This window comes from Mesorhizobium sp. M1328 (assembly GCF_040318075.1).
Lineage (GTDB): Bacteria > Pseudomonadota > Alphaproteobacteria > Rhizobiales > Rhizobiaceae > Mesorhizobium.
Genome location: NZ_JAMYLO010000003.1, coordinates 482,075 through 502,829, shown reverse-complemented (window position 1 = coordinate 502,829; position 20,755 = coordinate 482,075). Strand labels below are relative to the sequence as shown.

21 protein-coding genes are annotated in these 20,755 nt (G+C 62.7%); 7 read left to right on the top strand and 14 right to left on the bottom strand.

Annotated elements, in window-relative coordinates; translation table 11 throughout:
- Window positions 1-24: 24 nt before the first annotated feature.
- Window positions 25-1,236, top strand: coding sequence for an NADP-dependent isocitrate dehydrogenase (locus tag NKH23_RS11025; protein ID WP_096445278.1), 1,212 nt, complete (start codon window positions 25-27; stop codon window positions 1,234-1,236).
- 9 nt (window positions 1,237-1,245) lie between these two features.
- Complete coding sequence (locus tag NKH23_RS11020; RefSeq protein WP_352910833.1) at window positions 1,246-1,872, top strand: glutathione S-transferase family protein; 627 nt, start codon at window positions 1,246-1,248, stop codon at window positions 1,870-1,872.
- Window positions 1,873-2,150: 278 nt separating this feature from the next.
- On the opposite strand, the gene NKH23_RS11015 is transcribed toward NKH23_RS11020, so the two are convergent.
- From NKH23_RS11015 to recA, 3 genes are all read right to left on the bottom strand, one after another.
- The gene (locus tag NKH23_RS11015) at window positions 2,151-2,945 is read right to left on the bottom strand and encodes a PhzF family phenazine biosynthesis protein (RefSeq protein ID WP_352714714.1); all 795 of its coding nucleotides are present in this window, start codon (window positions 2,943-2,945) and stop codon (window positions 2,151-2,153) included.
- Window positions 2,946-3,009: 64 nt separating this feature from the next.
- Window positions 3,010-5,676, bottom strand: a complete 2,667-nt coding sequence (gene alaS, locus NKH23_RS11010) for an alanine--tRNA ligase (protein ID WP_353034662.1) — start codon at window positions 5,674-5,676, stop codon at window positions 3,010-3,012.
- Between the two features lie 259 nt (window positions 5,677-5,935).
- Window positions 5,936-7,033 carry a recombinase RecA gene (gene recA, locus NKH23_RS11005; protein WP_023717366.1) on the bottom strand — a complete coding sequence of 366 codons (1,098 nt, stop codon included), beginning with the start codon at window positions 7,031-7,033 and terminating at the stop codon, window positions 5,936-5,938.
- A 278-nt stretch (window positions 7,034-7,311) separates the two neighbouring features.
- On the opposite strand from recA, the gene NKH23_RS11000 reads away from it, so the two are divergent.
- Window positions 7,312-8,244: a carbohydrate kinase family protein gene (locus NKH23_RS11000; RefSeq protein ID WP_353025875.1), complete on the top strand. Its 933-nt coding sequence runs from the start codon at window positions 7,312-7,314 to the stop codon at window positions 8,242-8,244.
- Window positions 8,245-8,278: 34 nt separating this feature from the next.
- Here the strand turns inward: NKH23_RS11000 and NKH23_RS10995 are convergent, their stop codons facing one another.
- Window positions 8,279-8,602 carry a TfoX/Sxy family protein gene (locus NKH23_RS10995; protein ID WP_023717364.1) on the bottom strand — a complete coding sequence of 108 codons (324 nt, stop codon included), beginning with the start codon at window positions 8,600-8,602 and terminating at the stop codon, window positions 8,279-8,281.
- Window positions 8,603-8,692: 90 nt separating this feature from the next.
- Between NKH23_RS10995 and NKH23_RS10990 the strand changes: the two genes are divergently transcribed.
- Window positions 8,693-9,190 (top strand): GFA family protein, encoded by a 498-nt coding sequence (locus tag NKH23_RS10990; protein WP_352978867.1) that lies wholly within the window; start codon window positions 8,693-8,695, stop codon window positions 9,188-9,190.
- 181 nt (window positions 9,191-9,371) lie between these two features.
- Here NKH23_RS10990 and sufA read toward each other — a convergent pair whose 3' ends face one another.
- The 7 genes from sufA to NKH23_RS10955 all read right to left on the bottom strand — a co-directional run bounded on the left by sufA (window position 9,372) and on the right by NKH23_RS10955 (window position 16,520).
- Window positions 9,372-9,752, bottom strand: a complete 381-nt coding sequence (sufA, locus tag NKH23_RS10985; protein WP_006206001.1) for a Fe-S cluster assembly scaffold SufA — start codon at window positions 9,750-9,752, stop codon at window positions 9,372-9,374.
- A 110-nt stretch (window positions 9,753-9,862) separates the two neighbouring features.
- Window positions 9,863-10,255, bottom strand: a complete 393-nt coding sequence (locus NKH23_RS10980; RefSeq protein ID WP_352977436.1) for an SUF system Fe-S cluster assembly protein — start codon at window positions 10,253-10,255, stop codon at window positions 9,863-9,865.
- A gap of 5 nt (window positions 10,256-10,260) precedes the next feature.
- The gene (locus NKH23_RS10975) at window positions 10,261-11,502 is read right to left on the bottom strand and encodes a cysteine desulfurase (protein ID WP_353025871.1); all 1,242 of its coding nucleotides are present in this window, start codon (window positions 11,500-11,502) and stop codon (window positions 10,261-10,263) included.
- A 51-nt stretch (window positions 11,503-11,553) separates the two neighbouring features.
- Window positions 11,554-12,822 carry a Fe-S cluster assembly protein SufD gene (gene sufD / locus NKH23_RS10970; protein ID WP_352977433.1) on the bottom strand — a complete coding sequence of 423 codons (1,269 nt, stop codon included), beginning with the start codon at window positions 12,820-12,822 and terminating at the stop codon, window positions 11,554-11,556.
- A gap of 43 nt (window positions 12,823-12,865) precedes the next feature.
- Window positions 12,866-13,621 carry a Fe-S cluster assembly ATPase SufC gene (gene sufC, locus NKH23_RS10965; protein ID WP_352977432.1) on the bottom strand — a complete coding sequence of 252 codons (756 nt, stop codon included), beginning with the start codon at window positions 13,619-13,621 and terminating at the stop codon, window positions 12,866-12,868.
- 30 nt (window positions 13,622-13,651) lie between these two features.
- Window positions 13,652-15,169 (bottom strand): Fe-S cluster assembly protein SufB, encoded by a 1,518-nt coding sequence (gene sufB, locus NKH23_RS10960; protein WP_352977431.1) that lies wholly within the window; start codon window positions 15,167-15,169, stop codon window positions 13,652-13,654.
- Between the two features lie 187 nt (window positions 15,170-15,356).
- Window positions 15,357-16,520 (bottom strand): cysteine desulfurase family protein, encoded by a 1,164-nt coding sequence (locus tag NKH23_RS10955; protein WP_352977430.1) that lies wholly within the window; start codon window positions 16,518-16,520, stop codon window positions 15,357-15,359.
- Window positions 16,521-16,757: 237 nt separating this feature from the next.
- Between NKH23_RS10955 and NKH23_RS10950 the strand changes: the two genes are divergently transcribed.
- The gene (locus NKH23_RS10950; protein ID WP_023674683.1) at window positions 16,758-17,432 is read left to right on the top strand and encodes an alpha/beta hydrolase; all 675 of its coding nucleotides are present in this window, start codon (window positions 16,758-16,760) and stop codon (window positions 17,430-17,432) included.
- Between the two features lie 6 nt (window positions 17,433-17,438).
- Window positions 17,439-18,089: an FMN-binding negative transcriptional regulator gene (locus NKH23_RS10945; RefSeq protein ID WP_352977429.1), complete on the top strand. Its 651-nt coding sequence runs from the start codon at window positions 17,439-17,441 to the stop codon at window positions 18,087-18,089.
- Window positions 18,090-18,130: 41 nt separating this feature from the next.
- Here NKH23_RS10945 and NKH23_RS10940 read toward each other — a convergent pair whose 3' ends face one another.
- The 3 genes from NKH23_RS10940 to NKH23_RS10930 form a co-directional block, all read right to left on the bottom strand.
- Window positions 18,131-18,463 (bottom strand): lipid-A-disaccharide synthase N-terminal domain-containing protein, encoded by a 333-nt coding sequence (locus NKH23_RS10940; RefSeq protein ID WP_023717355.1) that lies wholly within the window; start codon window positions 18,461-18,463, stop codon window positions 18,131-18,133.
- Window positions 18,456-19,184 carry a glycosyltransferase family 2 protein gene (locus tag NKH23_RS10935; RefSeq protein WP_352977428.1) on the bottom strand — a complete coding sequence of 243 codons (729 nt, stop codon included), beginning with the start codon at window positions 19,182-19,184 and terminating at the stop codon, window positions 18,456-18,458. Before NKH23_RS10935 ends, NKH23_RS10940 begins: the two co-directional genes overlap by 8 nt.
- A gap of 116 nt (window positions 19,185-19,300) precedes the next feature.
- On the bottom strand, window positions 19,301-19,486 hold the full coding sequence (locus NKH23_RS10930; RefSeq protein ID WP_352977427.1) for a hypothetical protein: 186 nt from the start codon (window positions 19,484-19,486) through the stop codon (window positions 19,301-19,303).
- Here NKH23_RS10930 and tyrS point away from each other — a divergent pair.
- Window positions 19,473-20,726: a tyrosine--tRNA ligase gene (tyrS, locus tag NKH23_RS10925; RefSeq protein ID WP_353034649.1), complete on the top strand. Its 1,254-nt coding sequence runs from the start codon at window positions 19,473-19,475 to the stop codon at window positions 20,724-20,726. The genes NKH23_RS10930 and tyrS overlap by 14 nt on opposite strands.
- Window positions 20,727-20,755: the final 29 nt, after the last annotated feature.

Genomic DNA, 20,755 nt, shown 5'->3' with positions numbered 1-20,755 from the left:
CCCCAAAAGCGAGGCATTCTTTCCATGGCGAAGATCAAGGTGGCGAACCCGGTCGTCGAACTCGACGGCGACGAGATGACCCGCATCATCTGGCAGTTCATCAAGGACAAGCTGATCCACCCTTATCTCGACCTCAAGCTCGAATATTACGACCTCGGCATCGAGCACCGCGACGCCACCAACGACCAGGTGACCATCGATTCGGCCAACGCCATCAAGAAATACGGCGTCGGCGTGAAATGCGCGACGATCACGCCCGACGAGCAGCGCGTCGAGGAATTCAAGCTGAAGAAGATGTGGAAGTCGCCGAACGGCACCATCCGCAACATCCTCGGCGGCACCATCTTTCGCGAGCCGATCATCATGAAGAACGTGCCGCGGCTGGTGCCCGGCTGGACCAAGCCGATCATCGTCGGCCGCCACGCCTTCGGCGACCAGTACCGCGCCACCGACTTCCGCTTTCCCGGCAAGGGCAAGCTGACGATCAAATTCGTCGGCGAGGATGGCCAGGTGATCGAGCACGATGTGTTCGACGCACCCGGCGCCGGCGTCGCCATGGCCATGTACAATCTCGACGAGTCGATCCGCGAATTCGCCCGCGCCTCGCTGAACTACGGCCTGCTGCGTAATTACCCCGTCTACCTCTCGACCAAGAACACGATCCTCAAGGCCTATGACGGCCGCTTCAAGGACATCTTCCAGGAGGTCTACGAGGCGGAGTTCGAAGCAGAATTCAAAGCGAAGAAGCTCTGGTACGAGCACCGGCTGATCGACGACATGGTGGCCTCCAGCCTGAAATGGTCGGGTGGATATGTCTGGGCTTGCAAGAATTATGACGGCGACGTGCAGTCCGACACGGTGGCGCAAGGCTTCGGCTCGCTCGGCCTGATGACCTCGGTGCTTATGACGCCGGACGGCAAGACCGTCGAGGCGGAAGCCGCGCACGGCACCGTCACCCGCCACTATCGCCAGCACCAGAAGGGCGAGGAGACCTCGACCAATTCGATCGCCTCGATCTTCGCCTGGACGCGCGGCCTCGCGCACCGCGCCAAGCTCGACGACAATGCCGAACTGAAGCGCTTTGCCGAGACCCTGGAAAAGGTCTGCATCCAGACGGTCGAGTCCGGCTTCATGACCAAGGACCTGTCGCTGCTGATCGGCCCCGACCAGCCCTGGCTTTCGACCACCGGCTTCCTCGACAAGATCGACGAGAATTTGCAGAAGGCGATGGCCTGAGCCTGCGACATGGGCAAGCCCGTCGTCTACGGTGCGGACTACAGCGTCTATGTGCGCATCGTGCGGCTGGTGCTCGAGGAAAAGGGCGTCGGCTACGAGCTGGTGCCCGTCGACATCTTTGCCGCGGACGGCATTCCCGGCTGGTACTTCGAGCACCAGCCGTTCGGCCGCATCCCGGCCTTCGAGCATGATGGCTTTCGCCTCTACGAGACCGGCGCGATTGCCCGTTATGTCGACGAAGCCTTTGACGGCCCGGCGCTGCAGCCGGTCGAAGCCCGGCCTCGAGCACGCATGAACCAGATCACCGGCATGCTCGACGCCTACGCCTACAAGGCCATGGTCTGGGATGTCGCCGTCGAGCGGCTGGAAAAAACGCCGCCCGACGAAGCCGTGATCGCCAACGGGTTGAGGCAGGCGAGAACGGCATTGCAGGCGCTGTCTTCGCTGAAAGCCGAAGGGCTTTGGCTGTTGGGGACGGACCTGACGCTGGCCGACCTGCACGCCGCGCCAATCATCGGCTATTTCGTCAAGGTGGCCGAGGGGCGAAAACTGCTGGCCGAGTTTGCCGATATTCGGGATTGGTATGCGCGCATCGCCGGACGCGAGAGTTTTGCGAAGACCGAAAAGGCAGAATGAGGAGACAAGCGTTCGGCAACAGGCCCTCTGGTGATTAGCGAAAGCCGAAGTGACATCCAATCTCCCCCCTTGCGGGGAGACGTCCGGCAGGACAGAGGGGGGTGTGAAGGATCGCCAACCTTCGACTGATCCTTTCCAACTGGGAACGGCCTGAGAACATGGCTCCGATTGGGCTGGCAAGTCGGAGGGACAGCACCCCCCTCTGCCCTGCCGGGCATCTCCCCCGCAAGGGGGGAGATCGACAGCTTCGCCGAAGGCGACCCACTGCGAAATACCGCTCATTCGGGAAGGTAAATCTCCGCCTTCATGAAGGTCTTCGCACGGCCTGTGATCAGCACGCGATCTCCGGCCAGTTCGCATTGCAAATGCCCGCCGCGCTGCGAGCATTGGAATGCCGACAGACGCGTCTTGGCGAGTTTTTCAGACCAATAAGGCACCAGCGTCGCATGAATGGAGCCGGTTACCGGATCCTCGGGAATGCCCGCCCAGGGCACGAAATAACGCGAGACGAAATCGTGGGCTCGCCCAGCCGCGGTAATGACCAGGCCGAGAGGATGAAAGGTTCCGATCCTGAGCAGATCGGGAACAAAAGATCGCACGGTTGTCTCGTCGGCAAGCTCGACAAACAGGTTCTCGAAATTGCGGAAGCTCGCAACCGGCCGCTGAGGCAATATCGCTTGCAACGCCGAGTTCAGCTCTTCCTCGATGGGCTGCGGCGGAAAACACGGCAGATCGAGCTGATAGGTCTCTTCCCGCCGGGAAACCCGCAGTTCGCCCACCCGGGTGGCGAAGGCCATTTCGCCCTGACCATTGTATTCCGTAGTCAGCACATGGGCGGCCGCAAGAGTGGCATGGCCGCAAAAGTCGACTTCATGGACCGGCGTGAACCAGCGCAAATCCCAACCTTTGCCATTCGGCCGCACGAACGCCGTTTCAGCAAGATTGTTTTCGTTGGCAATGGCCTGCATTACCTCCTCCGACAGCCACTCCTCCAGAAGGAGAACGGCGGCAGGGTTGCCCTGGAAGGCCCGTTCGGCAAAGGCATCGACCTGATACATCGTCAGCGTCGGCATATCGGCCCTCAAAGATATCCGCTGGGCGGCGCGCCATTTAGGCCGTGCCGCCCCCGGTGCAGGTTCACGCCGCTTCGAGAGCCGCTTTCACCGCAGCGATCGCGTCTTCGGCCTTCGAGCCGTCCGGGCCGCCGGCCTGAGCCATATCGGGTCGCCCGCCGCCGCCCTGCCCGCCCAATGCCGCGGACGCGACGCGCACCAGATCGATGGCGCTGAAGCGGCCGGTCAGATCATCGGTGACGGCGACGACGACGCTCGCCTTGTTGTCCTCGCCGGCGCCGACAAAGACGACGACGCCGGAGCCGAGCGACTTCTTGCCGGCATCGGCCAGCGGCTTCAAATCCTTTGGCGAGATGCCCGATACCGCCTTGCCGAGAAAGCCGACACCGGCAATGGTTTCGTTTTCCGCAGGCACACCGGCAGGCGAGCGATCGCCGAGCGCCAGCTTCTTGCGCGCCTCGGTCAGCTCCTTTTCGAGCTTCTTGCGCTCGTCGAGCAGCGCCTCGACGCGGGCCGGCACATCGGCCGGCGAAATCTTCAGCGCGGCAGCGGCTGCCTTCAGCCGCTTGTCCTGTTCGTCGAGATGCTTTCTGGCGGCTTCGCCGGTCAACGCCTCGATGCGGCGCACGCCGGCAGCGACCGCACTGTCGGACACGATGCGCACCAGACCGATATCGCCGGTCGCCCTGACATGGGTGCCGCCGCATAGTTCGACCGAATAAGGCCGGTTGGCCTTGGCGCCATGCAAGCCCGTGCCCATCGAAACGACGCGCACTTCATCGCCATATTTCTCGCCAAACAGCGCCATGGCGCCTTCGGCGATGGCGTCGTCGACGGACATCAGCCGCGTGGTCACTGGGCCGTTCTGAACGACGATCTCGTTTGCCATGCGCTCGACCTCTTCGAGCTCGTCCGGCGAGATCGGTTTGTTGTGGGAGATGTCGAAGCGCAGACGCTCGGGCGCGACCAGCGAGCCCTTCTGCGCGACATGGGTACCCAGCACCTCGCGCAGCGCCTCATGGATCAGATGCGTGGCGGAATGGTTCGCGCGCAGCCCGGAGCGGCGCGCGTGGTCTACCTTCAGCTCGACGGTCGCGCCCGTCTTGACGGTGCCGTTGGCCACCTTGCCGAGATGGACGAAAAGCCCATCGGCCTTCTTTTGGGTATCGGATATCTCGATCGAGAACCCGTCGCCTGAAATGACGCCGGTATCGCCCATCTGGCCACCGGATTCGCCATAGAACGGCGTCTGGTTGACAACCACGGCAACGGCGTCACCTTTGCCGGCGCTGTCGACGGTCTTGCCGTACCTGACCAGCGCCTGGATGAGGCCTTCCGCCTGCTCGGTCTCATAACCCAGGAATTCGGTGGCGCCGGTCTTGTCGCGCACCGCGAACCACACCGTCTCGGTTGCGGCTTCACCGGAACCAGCCCAGCTTTTGCGCGCCTCCGCCTTCTGCCGCTCCATTGCCTCGGTGAAGCCGGCAAGGTTGACCGAGATGTTGCGCTGGCGCAGCGCGTCCTGCGTCAGATCGAGCGGAAAGCCGTAGGTGTCGTAGAGCTTGAACGCTGTCTCGCCATCCAGCATGTCGCCGGAGGCCAGCCTTTCCGTCGCCTCCGAAAGCAAGCCCAAGCCGCGCACCAGCGTCTTGCGGAAACGGGTTTCCTCAAGCTTCAGCGTCTCGGTGATCATCTGTTCGCCGCGCACCAGTTCCGGGTAGGCTTGGCCCATCTCGCGGACCAGCGCCGGCACCACGCGCCACATCAGCGGATCGCGGGCGCCGAGCAACTGCGCATGGCGCATGGCGCGGCGCATGATGCGACGAAGCACGTAGCCGCGGCCTTCGTTGGATGGCAGCACGCCGTCGGCCACCAGGAAGCAGGACGAACGCAAATGGTCGGCGATGACGCGGAACGATGCGACGGTGTCCGCATCCGGACCTTTGCCAAGCGCCGACGACGCAGCGTCGATCAGGTGGCGGAACAGGTCGGTTTCGAAGACGCTTTCAACCCCTTGCAGGATGGAGGCCATGCGCTCGAGGCCCATGCCTGTGTCGATCGACGGACGCGGCAGGTCGACGCGCTCGTCCTTCGTCACCTGTTCATACTGCATGAACACCAGGTTCCAGAATTCGAGGAAACGGTCGCCATCCTCCTCGGGGCTGCCGGGAGGGCCGCCCCAGATATGCTCGCCACGGTCGATGAATATCTCCGAACACGGCCCGCAAGGTCCGGTGTCGCCCATTGCCCAGAAATTGTCCGAAGTCGCGATGCGGATGATGCGATCGTCGGAAAAGCCGGCGATCTTCTTCCAATACGAGGCCGCCTCGTCGTCGGTGTGGTAGACTGTGACCAGCAGTTTGTCCTTCTTCAGGCCGAACTCCCTGGTGATCAGGTTCCAGGCAAGCTCTATGGCCCGCTCCTTGAAATAGTCGCCGAAGGAGAAGTTGCCGAGCATCTCGAAGAAGGTCAGGTGGCGCGCAGTGTAGCCGACATTGTCGAGGTCGTTGTGCTTGCCGCCGGCGCGAACACTCTTCTGGGCAGTCGTGGCGCGCGAATAGGGCCGCTTCTCCAGACCGGTGAAAACGTTCTTGAACTGCACCATGCCGGCATTGGTGAACATCAGCGTCGGGTCATTGCGCGGCACCAGTGGGCTCGACGCGACGACCTCGTGACCTTCCTTGCGAAAATAGTCGAGAAATGCCGACCGGATCTCGTTGACGCCACTCATGAATACTGCCTTTTCGAGAGAACCGCCGGCTGCCGGCGGAAAATAGACATGGCCTTTTAGCGGTCGCACCGCAGCCTGTCCAGAAACACCAAATGGGCTCAAATCCCGGCTTTCACCAGCGCTTTGAAATGCGTCTGACTCGCCGTCAAACGCGAACCGCCGGCACGGGGCCGGCGGTTCGAAACGCATCGATTACGCAAACTCAAAATCAAAACATCAAATCGAAACCTGGCTGACGCTCCGCGAGGCGTCGCTTGCCCTACATCGCCCCGGCGTCGTCCTCGAAACCGTCGTCGCTGCTTTCGGAGCCGCCGTTTTCAAGGAATTTCTCAGCGATCAGCCCGGCATTCTGCCTCAGCGCCAGCTCGATCTCGCGCGCCGTGTCGGGATTGTCGCGCAGGAACAGTTTTGCGTTTTCGCGGCCCTGGCCGAGACGCTGCGAATTGTAGGAGAACCAGGCGCCCGACTTTTCGACCACGCCCGCCTTGACGCCGAGATCGACCAGCTCGCCGGTCTTGGAGACGCCCTCGCCATACATGATGTCGAACTCGACCACCTTGAAGGGCGGCGCCAGCTTGTTCTTGACGACCTTGACGCGGGTCTGGTTGCCGACGACCTCGTCGCGATCCTTGACCGAGCCGATGCGCCGGATGTCGAGGCGGACCGAAGCATAGAATTTCAGCGCATTGCCGCCGGTCGTCGTCTCGGGCGACCCGAACATGACGCCGATCTTCATGCGGATCTGGTTGATGAAGATGACCATGGTGTTGGAGCGCGAGATCGAGGCGGTGAGCTTGCGCAGCGCCTGGCTCATCAGGCGGGCCTGCAGGCCGGGCAGCGAATCGCCCATCTCGCCTTCGATTTCCGCCCGCGGCGTCAGCGCCGCCACCGAATCGACCACCAGCACGTCGATGGCGCCGGAGCGCACCAGCGTGTCGCAGATCTCCAGCGCCTGCTCGCCGGTATCGGGCTGCGAGATCAGCAGGTTTTCAAGATCGACGCCGAGCTTGCGGGCATAGACCGGGTCGAGCGCATGCTCGGCATCGACGAAGGCGCAGATGCCGCCCTTCTTCTGGGCTTCGGCCACTGTGTGCAGCGCCAGCGTCGTCTTGCCCGAGCTTTCCGGCCCGTAGATCTCGACGATGCGGCCGCGCGGCAGGCCGCCGACGCCAAGCGCGATATCCAGCCCAAGCGAGCCGGTCGGCACCGTTTCGATCTCGACAACCTGCTCGTTCGCGCCGAGCCGCATGATCGAGCCCTTGCCGAAGGCACGCTCGATTTGCGACAGCGCCGCATCCAGAGCCTTTGATTTGTCCACCGCTTTGTCCTCTACAAGCCGCAAAGAATTCTGAGCCATGATACATCACCCCGTGGTCGTCAATGGAGGCCGGACAATCCCGCAATCCCTTAAAAGAATGTACCTCATTTGTTCTCATTTGTCAATGAGCACCAAGGGCTTGAAAAATAATGGATATCCATATTTGTTCTATTTTTGTTTCGCAATTTTGCTTCCGGATATATCCCGCCTCGCATGCTGCGCCGTTGCCGTCACCATCCGAATCGGACCCGCGATTGCAGGGTTCCGCCCGGCGACCTAGTCTCCTCCCGGGCAACAGCTAAGGGCATTTTGCCGGCATGATGAAATCCCCGACGATCCTGGCCGTGGGCGGCGCCTATATCGAGCGGCGCGGCCGGGTTGCCGGCGCCTTCGTGCCAGCCGCCTTGAACCCCGGCACGATGCACGAGCATGTTGGTGGCGCCGTCTTCAACGCCTTGCGCTGGGCGATGCGGCGCGGCGTCTCGGCCTCGTTGCTATCGGTGCGCGGCGGCGATGCCCTTGGCGACACGGTTTTACGCGCCGTCACCGAGGCCGGCATTGTCGACCTGTCGGCGGTGTTCCTCGACCGGGCAACGCCAAGCCATACGATCCTGATCGATAGCGACGGCCGGCTGATCGCCGGCCTTGCCGACTTGGTGCTCTACGAGCTGGCGCTTCCCAAGCAGATCCGCCGCGCCAAGGTGCGGGAAGCGATCGGTTCGGCCGACGCGGTGTTGTGCGATGCCAACCTGCCGTCTTCCGCGCTGGAGCGGCTGGCGGCACTCGCCGCCGGCAAGCCGGTGTTTGCGCTTGCAGTCTCGCCCAGCAAAGCGGCGCGGCTGACGCCGGTGCTTGACCTTCTGGCGATGGCCTTCATGAACCGGCACGAGGCCGGCGTGCTCGCCGGCGCCGACATCGATGCTGGCGATCAAGGTATCGTCGACGGCCTGAGACGCGCCGGCCTGAAGAGCGGCGTGATCACCGCCGGCGACGGACCGGTGCTCGGTTTCGGCGAATTGGGCGCGTTCTCGATCTCGCCACCGCCGCTACAAAAGCGGACCGATGCCACCGGCGCCGGGGACGCGCTGGCCGGCGCCACGGTCGCCGCCCTGCTACGCGGCCTGACACTGCGCGAAGCTTTGCGTGAAGGCGTTGCCGCCGCTATGCTCGCCATCGAGAGCGCCGCCTTCACCAGCGCTGGCTTTGCCGAGGCGCTGGCGCTCGTGCCCGAGGCGCGCGAACTGGCGTGAAATGCGGCCCGGAACTGCCGAAGCATGGCGCAGCCTATTTGCCGGCGCGCCGTCCTGCCTCGTAGGCCCGGCGCGCCCAGATCGCCATCTCGTCGGGATCGTCGAAAGCGCTGTCGGGAACGCTCCAATAGGGCATCGACACGAGCTTGCCGTGGCGCGAGCCGGTATAGGTCCATTGCCGGCAGCCGGCCGCTTCGAAATCCGGTGCGCTTTCGGCGTCTGCCTTCAGCATCAGTTCGCCACGGATGACGATGGCGACGATGACGCCGTCGAAATAGATGCCCTTGCCGCCGAACAGCTTGCGGATGCTGACCGGGCCGAGGCCTTCGAAAAGCTCTTCTATGCGCTCATTGTCCATGGGTCGATCATGTCACCCGGATTTCCCCTTGTCATCGACGCAACCGGAACCATCCTGACAAGTTCAGAATCAATTTCGTCGGAGTTTCTCATGCCGCTTCTGCTCAAAGGGTCCTGCCGGTGTAATGCCGTGCGTTTCGAGGTGGAAAGCCACACGCCGGTGCCGTTCATGCTGTGCTACTGCTCGATCTGCCGCAAGCAGCAGGGCGGTGGCGGTTTTGCCATCAATCTCGGCGCCGATTACGAGACGTTGAAAATCCAGGGCAAGCGCCATCTCGGCGTCTACCGGGCCGAGATCGAGGACGACGAGCACCCGCACCGCGAAACCTCGACGGGCGAGCGGAACTTCTGCACGAAATGCGGGACGGCACTCTGGCTCTACGACCCGACCTGGCCGGAGCTGGTGCATCCCTTCGCCTCGGCGATCGACACGGACCTGCCGAAGCCGCCGGAGAAGGTGCATCTGATGCTGAAATACAAGGCGAATTGGGTCGAGCCGGACATCGGCAAGGGCGATAAGGTTTTCGATGTCTACCCGGAGGAGTCAATCGCAGACTGGCACAAGCGAACGGGGATGTGGGTGGATTAGCGTTTCTTCTCCCCGTTCGCTATCGCGTATGGGCAAGCGCCCCCTCACCCGGATTGCCAACCGAATTGCGAAGGGCAATTCGGGGCAATCCGACCTCTCCCCGAGGGGAGAAGGTGGCCCGAAGGGCCGGATGAGGGGGCTCCCGTATGCGATTGCCGCCGGGGACGGCGAAGGAAAAGCCTCAGGCGGAAGCGCGTGCCTCGGCCAGTGCCTTCAGGTCGGCCGGCTTCAACTCGACCGATTCGCCGCAGCCGCAGGCCGAGCTCTGGTTCGGGTTGCGAAAGGTGAAGCCGGTGCGCAACGTCGTCTGCTCGAAGTCCATCTCGGTGCCGAACAGGAAAAGTGCTGCCTCCGGCGCGACATAGACGTGGGCGCCATCGCGCTCGATATGGTCGTCCTTGGTGTTGGGTTCGGTCACCAGATCGACCGTATATTCCATGCCGGCGCAGCCGCCCTTCTTGATGCCAAGGCGAATGCCATGCGCATTCTCACGGGTCGCGACGATCTCGCGCACCCGGTCGGCGGCCTTTTCGGTCATCGTGATGACGGCGAAGCGTCCCATTTTTTCCTTCTCCATTGCGCGCAGGTTCAAGGCCTGCCGAATGATTCCTCACCTAAAATGGTGAAGTTTTGTACCCGGCGCAAGTGCGCCAGCCTCTGGCTGGTCGTATGTTAATACCACCCCACCGCCACCTGCGCCTCTTCCGACATGCGGTCGGGCGACCAGGGCGGGTCGAAGGTCATGTTGACCTCGACGCCGGAGACGCCCTCGACGGCGCCGACGGCGTTTTCGACCCAGCCCGGCATTTCGCCGGCCACCGGGCAGCCCGGCGCGGTCAGCGTCATGTCGATCTTGACCGAGCGGTCGTCCTCGATGTCGATCTTGTAGACGAGGCCGAGTTCGTAGATGTCGGCCGGGATTTCCGGGTCGTAGACCGTCTTCAGCGCCGAGACGATGTCGTCGGTCAGCCGCGCCAGTTCGTCGGCGGGAATCGTTGATCCGGAAACCGCCGCATTGGTCATCGTTTCCGAAGCGGTCTCGGCGGTGTGGCTGGCATCGTCCATGATCGTCACCCGAAGAACTTTCGCGCCTTTTCCAGCGCATCGGCCAAAGCATCGACTTCGGCCCTGGTATTGTACATGCCGAACGACGCCCTGCATGTGGATGTTACGCCGAAGCGTTTCAACAGCGGCTGGGCGCAATGCGTGCCGGCGCGGACCGCCACGCCCTGCCGGTCGATGACCATCGACACGTCATGGGCGTGGATGCCCTGCAGCTCGAACGAGATGATGGCGCCCTTGCCCGGCGCATCGCCGAAGATGCGCAGTGAATTGATGGCGCGCAGTTTTTGATGCGCATAATCCTTCAGATCGGCCTCATGAGCGGCGATGCGCTCGCGGCCGATCTTTTCCATGTATTCCAGCGCAGCACCAAGCCCGATCGCCTGGACGATCGGCGGCGTGCCGGCCTCGAAACGGTGCGGCGGATCGTTATAGGTGACGATGTCTTGCGTCACCTCCTCGATCATCTCGCCGCCGCCCATGAACGGGCGCATGCGCTCCAGAATACCCTTCTTGCCGTAGAGCACGCCGATGCCCGACGGGCCATAGACCTTGTGGCCGGTGAAGACGAAGAAATCGCAGTCGAGATCCTGCACGTCGATCGGCATATGCACGGCGCTCTGGCTGCCGTCGACCAGCACCGGAATGCCGCGCGCGTGCGCAATGCGCACGATCTCCTTGATCGGCGTCACCGTGCCCAGCGCATTCGACATATGGGTGATGGCGACCAGCTTTGTCCGGTCTGTCAGCCGCTTTTCGAATTCCTCGATGTGGAAGACGCCGAGATCGTCGACCGGCACCCATACCAGCTTGGCGCCCTGCCGCTCGCGGATGAAATGCCACGGCACGATGTTGGAGTGGTGCTCCATGATCGAGAGCACGATCTCGTCGCCTTCGCCGATATTGGGCATGCCGAAGCCGTAGGCGACCGTGTTGATCGCCGCCGTGGTGTTCGAGGTGAAGACGATGTTGTCGGTGCTTGGCGCGTTGAGGAAACGGCGCACCGTCTCGCGAGCCTTCTCATAAGCGTCGGTCGCGGCATTCGACAGGAAATGCAGGCCGCGATGGACGTTGGCATATTCCTGGGAATAGGCGTGCTGGATAGCGTCGAGCACGGCCTGCGGCTTCTGCGCCGAGGCGCCATTGTCGAGATAGACCAGCGGTTTTCCGTAGACTTGCCGCGACAGGATCGGGAAGTCGCGGCGGATCGCCTCGACGTCATAGGGGATGTTTTCGACTTTCTGGTCCATCACAAGCTCTCTCGAGGCACCGCCTCATTCCGTCCAGCACCCCTCAGCCACCTACCCGTGCGCCACGAACCAGTTGTCGAGCCGTGCTTCCAGCGCCTCGACGATGGCCTCGTCATCCAGTTCCTCGATCACCTCGGCGACGAAGGCCTTGACCAGCAGGCCGCGCGCAGTCTTCTCGTCGATGCCGCGCGCCATCAGGTAAAACAGATGGCTGTGGTCGATCTCGGTGACGGTCGCGCCATGGCCGCAGATGACGTCGTCGGCAAAGATTTCGAGCTCCGGCTTGGTCGAGAACTCGCCGTCGTCCGACAAAAGCAGCGTGTTGCAGGCCATCTTGGCGTTGGTCTTCTGCGCATATTGGTGGACGTTGATGCGGCCCTGGAAGACGCCGCGCGCGCTGCCGGTCACCACGTTGCGGATGACTTCGGTCGAGGCGGTATGCGGCACGGCGTGGTCAAGCACCATGGTGACGTCGGTATGGGTGTCGCCGGCGAGCAGATTGATACCACGCAGCGTGAATTCGGCGCCCTCGCCGGTCGTCTTCACAACGACCTCCTGGCGGACCAGCTTGCCGCCGGCATTCATCACGAACAGCGTCAGTTTCGAATTCTTACCGAGATGCGCCTTGAACTGAGCGAGATGCGTTGCCGTATCCGGCTGCTCCTGCACGACCAGCCATGTCACTTCGGCGCCCTCGCCAAGCACAAGCTGGCTGACCGAACTGACCAGCGCCGCCCCCTCGCCTGCCTGGCGTTCGACGACGACAGCCCTGGCGCCGGCACCGACACGGACGGCCAAGCGTACATGCGTCTGTCCACCGGCCTGCAAATTCTGCAGTTCGAGCGGCTTTTTCAGTTGGGTACCGTCAGCGATATCGACGAAATAGCCGTCGGCGACAAAGGCAGTGTTCAGCGCGCCGATGGCATCGTCGCTGCCATAGGAATCCAGCCCGGGGGCGATGCTGCCGTCGGTCAGCTTTTCCGACAGGCGCTGCACGGCAACGCCTTCGATATCGGGCAGTTTCGTACTCGAAACGCCGTTCAGCACCGGCAAAACGCTGGAGCCTTCGACGATCGGCGCAATGGCTTTCGCGACCGCTGCCGGATCGAAGTCCGGCACCGAGGTCAGCAGCCGGCGCAGGTCTGTGTAATGCCAGGATTCGATGCGCCGCGTCGGCAGGCCGCCCTTGATCGCCTCGATGGCGTCGTCGCGCTTCAGCATCACCGCGCCGTCGCCGGGCAGCAGCGACAGCCGCTCGCCGAAGGCGTCGATCAGCGCCGTTTCGGCCAATGTTCGCTGGGGTGTCGTGTGCATATTCATCAGTATCGCCTTGTTTGGCTTGCCTTCCGGGCCTGCTGGCATCTCACGCGGCTTGCCCGATCACACCGGCATAGCCATTGGCCTCGAGGTCGAGCGCCAGCGACTTGTCGCCCGACTTGATCACCTGGCCTCTGTAGAGCACGTGCACCGTATCAGGCACGATGTATTGGAGCAGGCGCTGGTAGTGGGTGATGACGACGATGGCCCGGTCCGGCGAGCGCAGCGTGTTGACGCCGTCCGCGACGATCTTCAGCGCATCGATATCGAGGCCGGAATCGGTCTCGTCGAGGACGCAGAGTTTCGGCTCAAGCAGCTTCATCTGCAGGATCTCGGCGCGCTTCTTCTCGCCGCCGGAAAAGCCGACATTGAGCGGCCGCTTCAGCATCGCCATGTCCATGTTCAGCGAGCCGGCGGCATCCTTCACCCGCTTCAGGAATTCCGGGATCTTCAGCGGTTCTTCGCCGCGCGCCTTGCGCTGCTCGTTCATCGCCACTTTCAGGAATTCCATCGTCGCCACCCCCGGTATCTCCATCGGATACTGGAAGGCGAGGAAGATGCCGGCGGTTGCGCGCTCGGCCGGATCCATTTCGAGGATCGACTGGCCGTTGTAGAGGATGTCGCCCTCGGTGACCTCATAATCCTCGCGCCCGGCAAGGATGTAGGACAGCGTCGACTTTCCCGAGCCGTTCGGCCCCATGATGGCGGCGACCTCGCCGGCCCTGACCGTGAGGTTCAGGCCGCGAATGATCTCGGTGCCGTCATCGACGATGCGGGCATGGAGGTTTCTGATTTCAAGCATTCTTATTCTTTCCTGAAAGTTCTTTATCGGTCAGCCGACCGAGCCCTCGAGGCTAATCCCGATCAGCTTCTGCGCCTCGACCGCGAACTCCATCGGCAGTTGCTGGATGACGTCCTTGACGAAGCCGTTGACGATCAGCGCGATCGCCTCTTCTTCCGGAATGCCGCGCTGCATGACGTAGAATTTTTGGTCCTCGGAAATCTTCGAGGTGGTGGCTTCGTGCTCGAACTGCGCCGTCGAATTCTTGGCTTCCATGTAGGGCACAGTGTGTGCGCCGCATTGGTCGCCGATCAGCAGGGAGTCGCAGTTGGTGAAGTTGCGGGCGTTGGTCGCCTTGCGGTGTGCCGAGACCTGGCCGCGATAGGTGTTCTGCGAGAAGCCGGCGGCAATGCCCTTGGAGATGATGCGGCTCGACGTGTTCTTGCCGAGATGGATCATCTTGGTGCCGCTATCGACCTGCTGGTAGCCGTTCGAGACGGCGATCGAATAGAACTCGCCGCTGGAATCGTCGCCGCGCAGGATGCAGCTCGGATATTTCCAGGTGATAGCCGAGCCGGTCTCGACCTGCGTCCACGAAATCTTCGAACGATGGCCGCGGCAGTCGCCGCGCTTGGTGACGAAATTGTAGATGCCGCCCTTGCCCTCGGCGTCGCCGGGGTACCAGTTCTGCACCGTCGAGTATTTGATCTCGGCATCGTCGAGCGCGATCAGTTCGACCACCGCGGCGTGAAGCTGGTTCTCGTCGCGCTGCGGCGCCGTGCAGCCTTCGAGATAGGAGACATAGGCCCCCTCCTCGGCGATGATCAGCGTGCGCTCGAACTGGCCGGTGTTCTTCTCGTTCATGCGGAAATAAGTCGACAATTCCATCGGGCATCGCACGCCCTTCGGCACGAAGACGAAGGAGCCGTCGGTGAACACCGCCGAATTCAGCGTGGCGTAGAAATTGTCGGAGGTCGGCACGACCGAACCGAGATACTTCTTCACCAGTTCCGGATGCTCGCGGATGGCTTCCGAGATCGAGCAGAAGATGACGCCGGCCTGCGCCAGCTCCTTCTTGAAGGTGGTGACGACGGACACCGAATCGAACACGGCATCGACCGCAACGCGGCCGGATTTATAGACATTGTCGCTGGGTTCCTCGAGTTCCGACGCATCGGTCTTCTGTACGCCAGCGAGGATTTCCTGTTCCCTCAGCGGGATACCGAGCTTTTCGTAGACCCTCAACAGTTCGGGATCGACGTCGCTCAGCGAGGTCGGTCCCGGCGTGCTCTTGGGCGCCGCATAGTAGTAGAGGTCCTGGAAATCGATCTTCGGATAATGGACGCGTGCCCACTTCGGCTCGTCCAGCGTCACCCAGCGCCGATAGGCTTCCAGACGCCATTCCAGCATCCAGGACGGCTCGTCCTTCTTCGCCGAAATGAAGCGGATAATGTCTTCGCTCAGGCCCTTTGGGGCCTTGTCCATCGCGATTTCGGTCTGGAATCCGTATTTATACTGGTCGACGTCGATCTTTCGGACCCGATCGATCGTCTCCTGCACAGCAGGCATCAGCGTTCTCCATCCACGCCGGGGTCAAGGCCCGGCAGTTTTCAAACTATGGCACCGCAAGCGAGCACCCTTGGGCATCCGAGGCGGCGTAAGTTTCATATAGTGCGTTCATGCCGGAAATTCACCCGGCCAAATTCGAACGCACGGCTCTACCAGGCCGCAAGGCCCAAATGTTCCGTTGCCGCGCTCAGGCGGCCTTTTCCCTGTTTGCCCGCCGCGCGACGATCGTCGCCAGCGCCGAACGAAACAGCTCGATATCTTCAGCGCTGGTCGCGTGGCCGATGGACACGCGCAACGCGCCAAAGCCGTCGCCGTAACCCATGGCTTTCAGCACGCGGCTCGGCCCGACTTTGCCCGACGAACAGGCCGATCCGGCCGACAGCGCCACGCCGGCCAGGTCGAAGGCAATCTGCGCCGTCTCGGCCTTGATGCCGGCAATAGCGAAGAATGTCGTATTGGCAAGCCTTGGCGCGCCGGTCCCGAAGATTTCGGCGTCCGGAACAAGCGTTTTCACGATCGCCTCGATTTCGTCGCGACGCTGCCGCACCGCATCGATCGTTTGCAACCCGCCAGACGCCTCGCTAGCGGCCGCGCCAAACCCGGCAATCGCCGCCAGGTTTTCGGTGCCGCCGCGATGGCCTTTTTCCTGGCCACCGCCACTGACCAGCGGTTTTGGCATCATCAGGTCTGACGCCGCGACAATGGCGCCGACGCCCTTGGGACCGCCGATCTTGTGCGACGAGAGAATCAAATAGTCTGCGTAACCCGCTGACATATCGAGCGGAATGCGGCCGGCCGCCTGCACCGCATCGACAACCAGGATGCCACCCGCCGCCTTGACGATTTCGGCAATGCGGCCAATCGGCTGGATCACGCCGGTCTCGTTGTTGGCGGCGTGGATCGCTACCAGCGGCAAACCGTCGGCCTTGTCATGCGCACCGAGCGCTGCCGCCAGGGCGTCGAACCTGACGATGCCGTCGGCGTCGACGCCGATCCGCGTCACCTGCGCCGCAGGGAAGCGCCCGCCATTCAGCAGGCAGGGATGGTCAGCCTCGGACACGTAAAGCCGGCTCATGCGGACGGCGCCGCGCCCCATCTGCCAGTCCGGCGTCAGCAGCGTCGAGGCCGCTTCCGTCGCGCCGGAGGTGAACACGACATGCTCGGCTTTGGCGCTGACCAGTCGCGCCACGTCGCGCCTGGCGTCTTCGATCAGCCGCCGCGCCGCGCGGCCCTCGGCATGGACCGAGGACGGGTTGGCGACGACGTCAAGCGCAGCGATTACGGCCGCGCGCGCCGAGGTAAGCAGCGGCGCGCTGGCGTTGTAGTCGAGATAGGCGCGTGCTCCGGCCATTTCCGTCCAACTGGTCCCTTCAAAAGCCGTTCCGCGAAGATAGCGCGTTATTTCCTTGAAATTGCAAGGCAAGACGTCCTATTTACGCGGCTTGCGGCGCGGGTGGCCGAGCCACAGTTTTTGGCCGCCCAGTTTTGAACAATTCTAAACTAGCTTCTAGAAAGACGCTCGCCCTGCGTCAAGGCCTAGGGAAAGTTGTTCCGGGCGCCGCGCAATTTATGCCAAGTGGAGTATTTCATGCCTGAGGTCATTTTCACCGGTCCGGCCGGCCGCCTGGAGGGTCGCTATCAGCCCTCGAAGGAAAAGAGCGCGCCGATTGCCATCGTCCTGCACCCGCACCCCCAGTTCGGCGGGACGATGAACAACAAGATCGTCTACGACCTCTTCTACATGTTCCAGAAGCGCAATTTCACCACGCTGCGCTTCAATTTCCGCGGCATCGGCCGCAGCCAGGGCGAGTTCGACCACGGCACCGGCGAGTTGTCCGACGCCGCCGCGGCGCTCGACTGGGTGCAGTCGCTGCATCCGGATTCCAAGAGCTGCTGGGTTGCCGGCTATTCGTTCGGCTCGTGGATCGGCATGCAGCTTCTGATGCGCCGGCCCGAGATCGAGGGCTTCATCTCGGTCGCGCCGCAGCCCAATACCTATGATTTCTCGTTCCTGGCGCCATGCCCGTCGTCCGGCCTGATCATCCATGGCGATGCCGACAAGGTCGCGCCGCCCAAGGACGTGCAGGGGCTGGTCGACAAGCTGCACACGCAAAAGGGCATTACCATCACCCAGAAGACCTTGCCCGGCGCCAACCATTTCTTTGCCAACCATGCCGAGCTTCTGATCGAGGAATGCGCGGACTATCTCGATCGCCGGCTGGCCGGAGAACTTTCCGACCCACGGCCGAAGCGGCTGAGATAATCGGCGATGTACCAACCACCTCACTTCCAGGAAACACGGCAGGAGGTCCTGCACGGGCTGATCCGGGCGCATCCGCTTGGCCTGCTGGTGTCGAACGGCGCCGAGGGGCCGGTCGCCAACGCGATTCCCTTCCTGCTTGCCCCCGATGTGCCACCGAACGGCAGGCTGCGCGCCCATTTGGCCAAGGCCAATCCGCAATGGCGGCTTTTGGCCGACAATCCCCTGGCGCCGGTGCTGGTCGTCTTCCAGGGCGCCGATGCCTATGTGACGCCGTCCTGGTACGAGACCAAGCGTGAAACCGGCAAGGTGGTACCGACCTGGAACTACGCCATCGTCCAGGTGCGCGGCATCGTCACGGTGATCGAAGACCAGGATTGGCTGGCCGAGCAGATTTCCGATCTGACGATGTCGCAGGAGGGCAGCCGCTCGGCGCCATGGGCGGTGACCGACGCGCCGGCACCGTTCATCCAGTCGCAGATCAAGGGCATCGTCGGCCTGGAAATCGAAATCACCGAAATCAGCGGCAAATGGAAAGTCAGCCAGAACCGCCCGGCCGCCGACCGCGTCGGTGTCGCCGAGGGGCTCGAGAGCGAGACTGCCAACTCGGCCGACATGGTCCAGCTGGTAAGGTCCTACGGCGGGCTGGACGGCAAGTAATCTGGATTGCTTGCTCGACCGGTTTCAGGCCGGTGGCGGGCTCAATCGACCTTGGTCATCGCCGCCTTGCGCTCGTTGGCGATCAGCCAGAGATTGCGGATATAGATCAACAGGCCCATGGCCTGGCCGGCGATGAACACTGGATCCTGGCGCTGGATGGCGTAGACCAGCAGCAGGCCGCCGCCGAACAGCGAAAAGAACCAGAACGCGATCGGCACGACGCTGCGCTTGGCCTTTTCCGACGCCACCCACTGCACCAGAAAACGCATGGTGAAGAAGAACTGGGCGACGAAGCCGAGCAGAACCCAGGCATCGAATTGCTTGACGAAAACATCGTGAAGCCAGGTCGCCAATTCCTGAAGCACGTTACCCATGCCTGATTTCCTCTACTTTGGGCATTCTGCGGCGCCTGCGGCGCAGCCACCAGACGCCGGCAAGATCGAGCACGCCCTGAAGGCCGCGATCGAAGATGCCGTAATTCGATTTGCCGTAACGGCGGGAACGGTCGACGACGTCGCAATGGACGACGCGGTAGCCCTCCTGGATGACCAGCGCCGGAACAAAGCGGTGGGTGCCGTCGAAGAACGGCAATTTCCGCAAAATGTCGGTGTGGATCGCCTTGAGGCCGCAGCCGGTATCCCGCGTCTCGTCGTGCAGGATGGCTTTTCTCAGCCCGTTGGCGAAACGCGACGCCAGCTGCTTGATCTTGCTGTCGCGGCGCTTCAGACGCTGTCCCTGCGCCGCCCCGACGTCGGGACCAGCCTGCCGCAACGCGTCGATCAATACTGGGATGTAGCCGGGGTCGTTCTGGCCGTCGCCGTCGATGGTGGCGACGATATCGCCGCGCGCCGCCCAGGCACCCGAGCGCACCGAGAGCGACTGGCCGGCGGATTTTTCATGCCTGAGATGGCGCAGCGGAAACCGGCGAAGCGCTGCTTCTGCGGCAAGCACCGAAGGCGTATCGTCTGTCGAGCCGTCGTCGACGACAATGACCTCGAAGTCCCGCCCGGCCAAGGCAGTGCCGATCTCGTCGAGCAGAAGCGGCAGGTTCGCCGCCTCGTTCCGGCAAGGAATGACGATGGATATCTCCGGCATCTCGACTCTGTCACAGGATATGGCATTCGATCGATGCCGCGCGGTCCAGAGGAAGAGCCCCGCTGGCGCGGCGCCTCATTACGCCAGCCGAAACAATGACGCAAGCAGGCCGCACGCTATCCGCGCGGACGCAAAAACCGGATTCCACTTTGCTGATCGCGCAAACCCATCCGAAGCGCGATCGGACGTAAAACCGGATTCCACTTTTGCTGATCGCGCTTGAGTGCTAAACGCCCGCCTTCATGCATAGCCGGGCCGCGTTCGGCCGGAAGCCTTTCGGGAAGAAAAATGTCCGCCTTCAAATCCGATTTCCTGCGCACGATGAGCGAGCGCGGCTTCATCCACCAGACCTCGGACGATGCCGGCCTCGACCAGCTTTTCGCCACGGAGACGGTGAGCGCCTATATCGGCTTCGACGCCACCGCCAGAAGCCTGCATGCCGGGTCGCTGATCCAGATCATGATGCTTTACTGGCTGCAGCAGACCGGCCACCGGCCGATCGCGCTGATGGGCGGCGGCACCTCGATGATCGGCGATCCGTCGTTCAAGGACGAGGCGCGCAAGCTTTTGACGCCGCAGGACATCGAGAACAATCTCGCCGGCATCCGCCGCAACTTCACGCCCTACCTCAAATTTGGCAGCGGCCCCAACGACGCCGTCATGATCAACAATGCCGACTGGCTGATGGACATCAACTACGTCAATTTCCTGCGCGATGTCGGCCGGCATTTTTCGGTCAACCGCATGCTGGCGTTCGATTCGGTCAAGCTCCGGCTGGAGCGCGAGCAGTCGCTGTCGTTCCTCGAATTCAACTACATGATCCTGCAGGCCTACGACTTCGTAGAGCTCTACAAGCGCCTCGGCTGCCGGCTGCAGATGGGCGGCTCCGACCAGTGGGGCAACATCGTCAACGGCATCGATCTCGGCCATCGGATGGAAGGCGCGCAGCTCTATGCGCTGACGACGCCGCTGCTCACCACCTCCTCCGGCGCCAAGATGGGCAAGTCGGCCTCGGGCGCGGTCTGGCTCGATGCGGAAATGTTGAGCCCCTACGAGTTCTGGCAATATTGGCGCAACACCGAGGATGCCGATGTCGGCCGTTTCCTGAAGCTCTACACGACCCTGCCGCTCGCCGAGATGGCACGCCTCGGACGGCTCGGCGGCTCGGAGATCAACGAAGCCAAGAAGATCCTCGCCACCGAAATCACCGCCATGCTGCATGGCCGCGAGGCGGCGGAGGAGGCCAGCGACACGGCGCGTAAGACGTTCGAAGAAGGCGCGCTCGCCGAAACACTGCCAACCGTCGAGGTGGGCAGGGCCGATCTTGAAGCCGGCGTCGGCATATTGTCGCTGTTCGTCACCGCCGGGCTGGCTGGGTCCAACGGCGAGGCACGGCGGCATATCCAGGGCGGCGCCGTGCGCCTCAACGATCAGCCCGTAGCCGACGATCGCCGGATGGTGACGCTGCAGGATCTTGGGCCGGAAAACGTCGCAAAACTGTCGCTCGGCAAGAAGAAGCACGTTCTGGTGCGGCCGGTTTGAGCGTCTGCTGAGATTCAGGTGAAACCGGG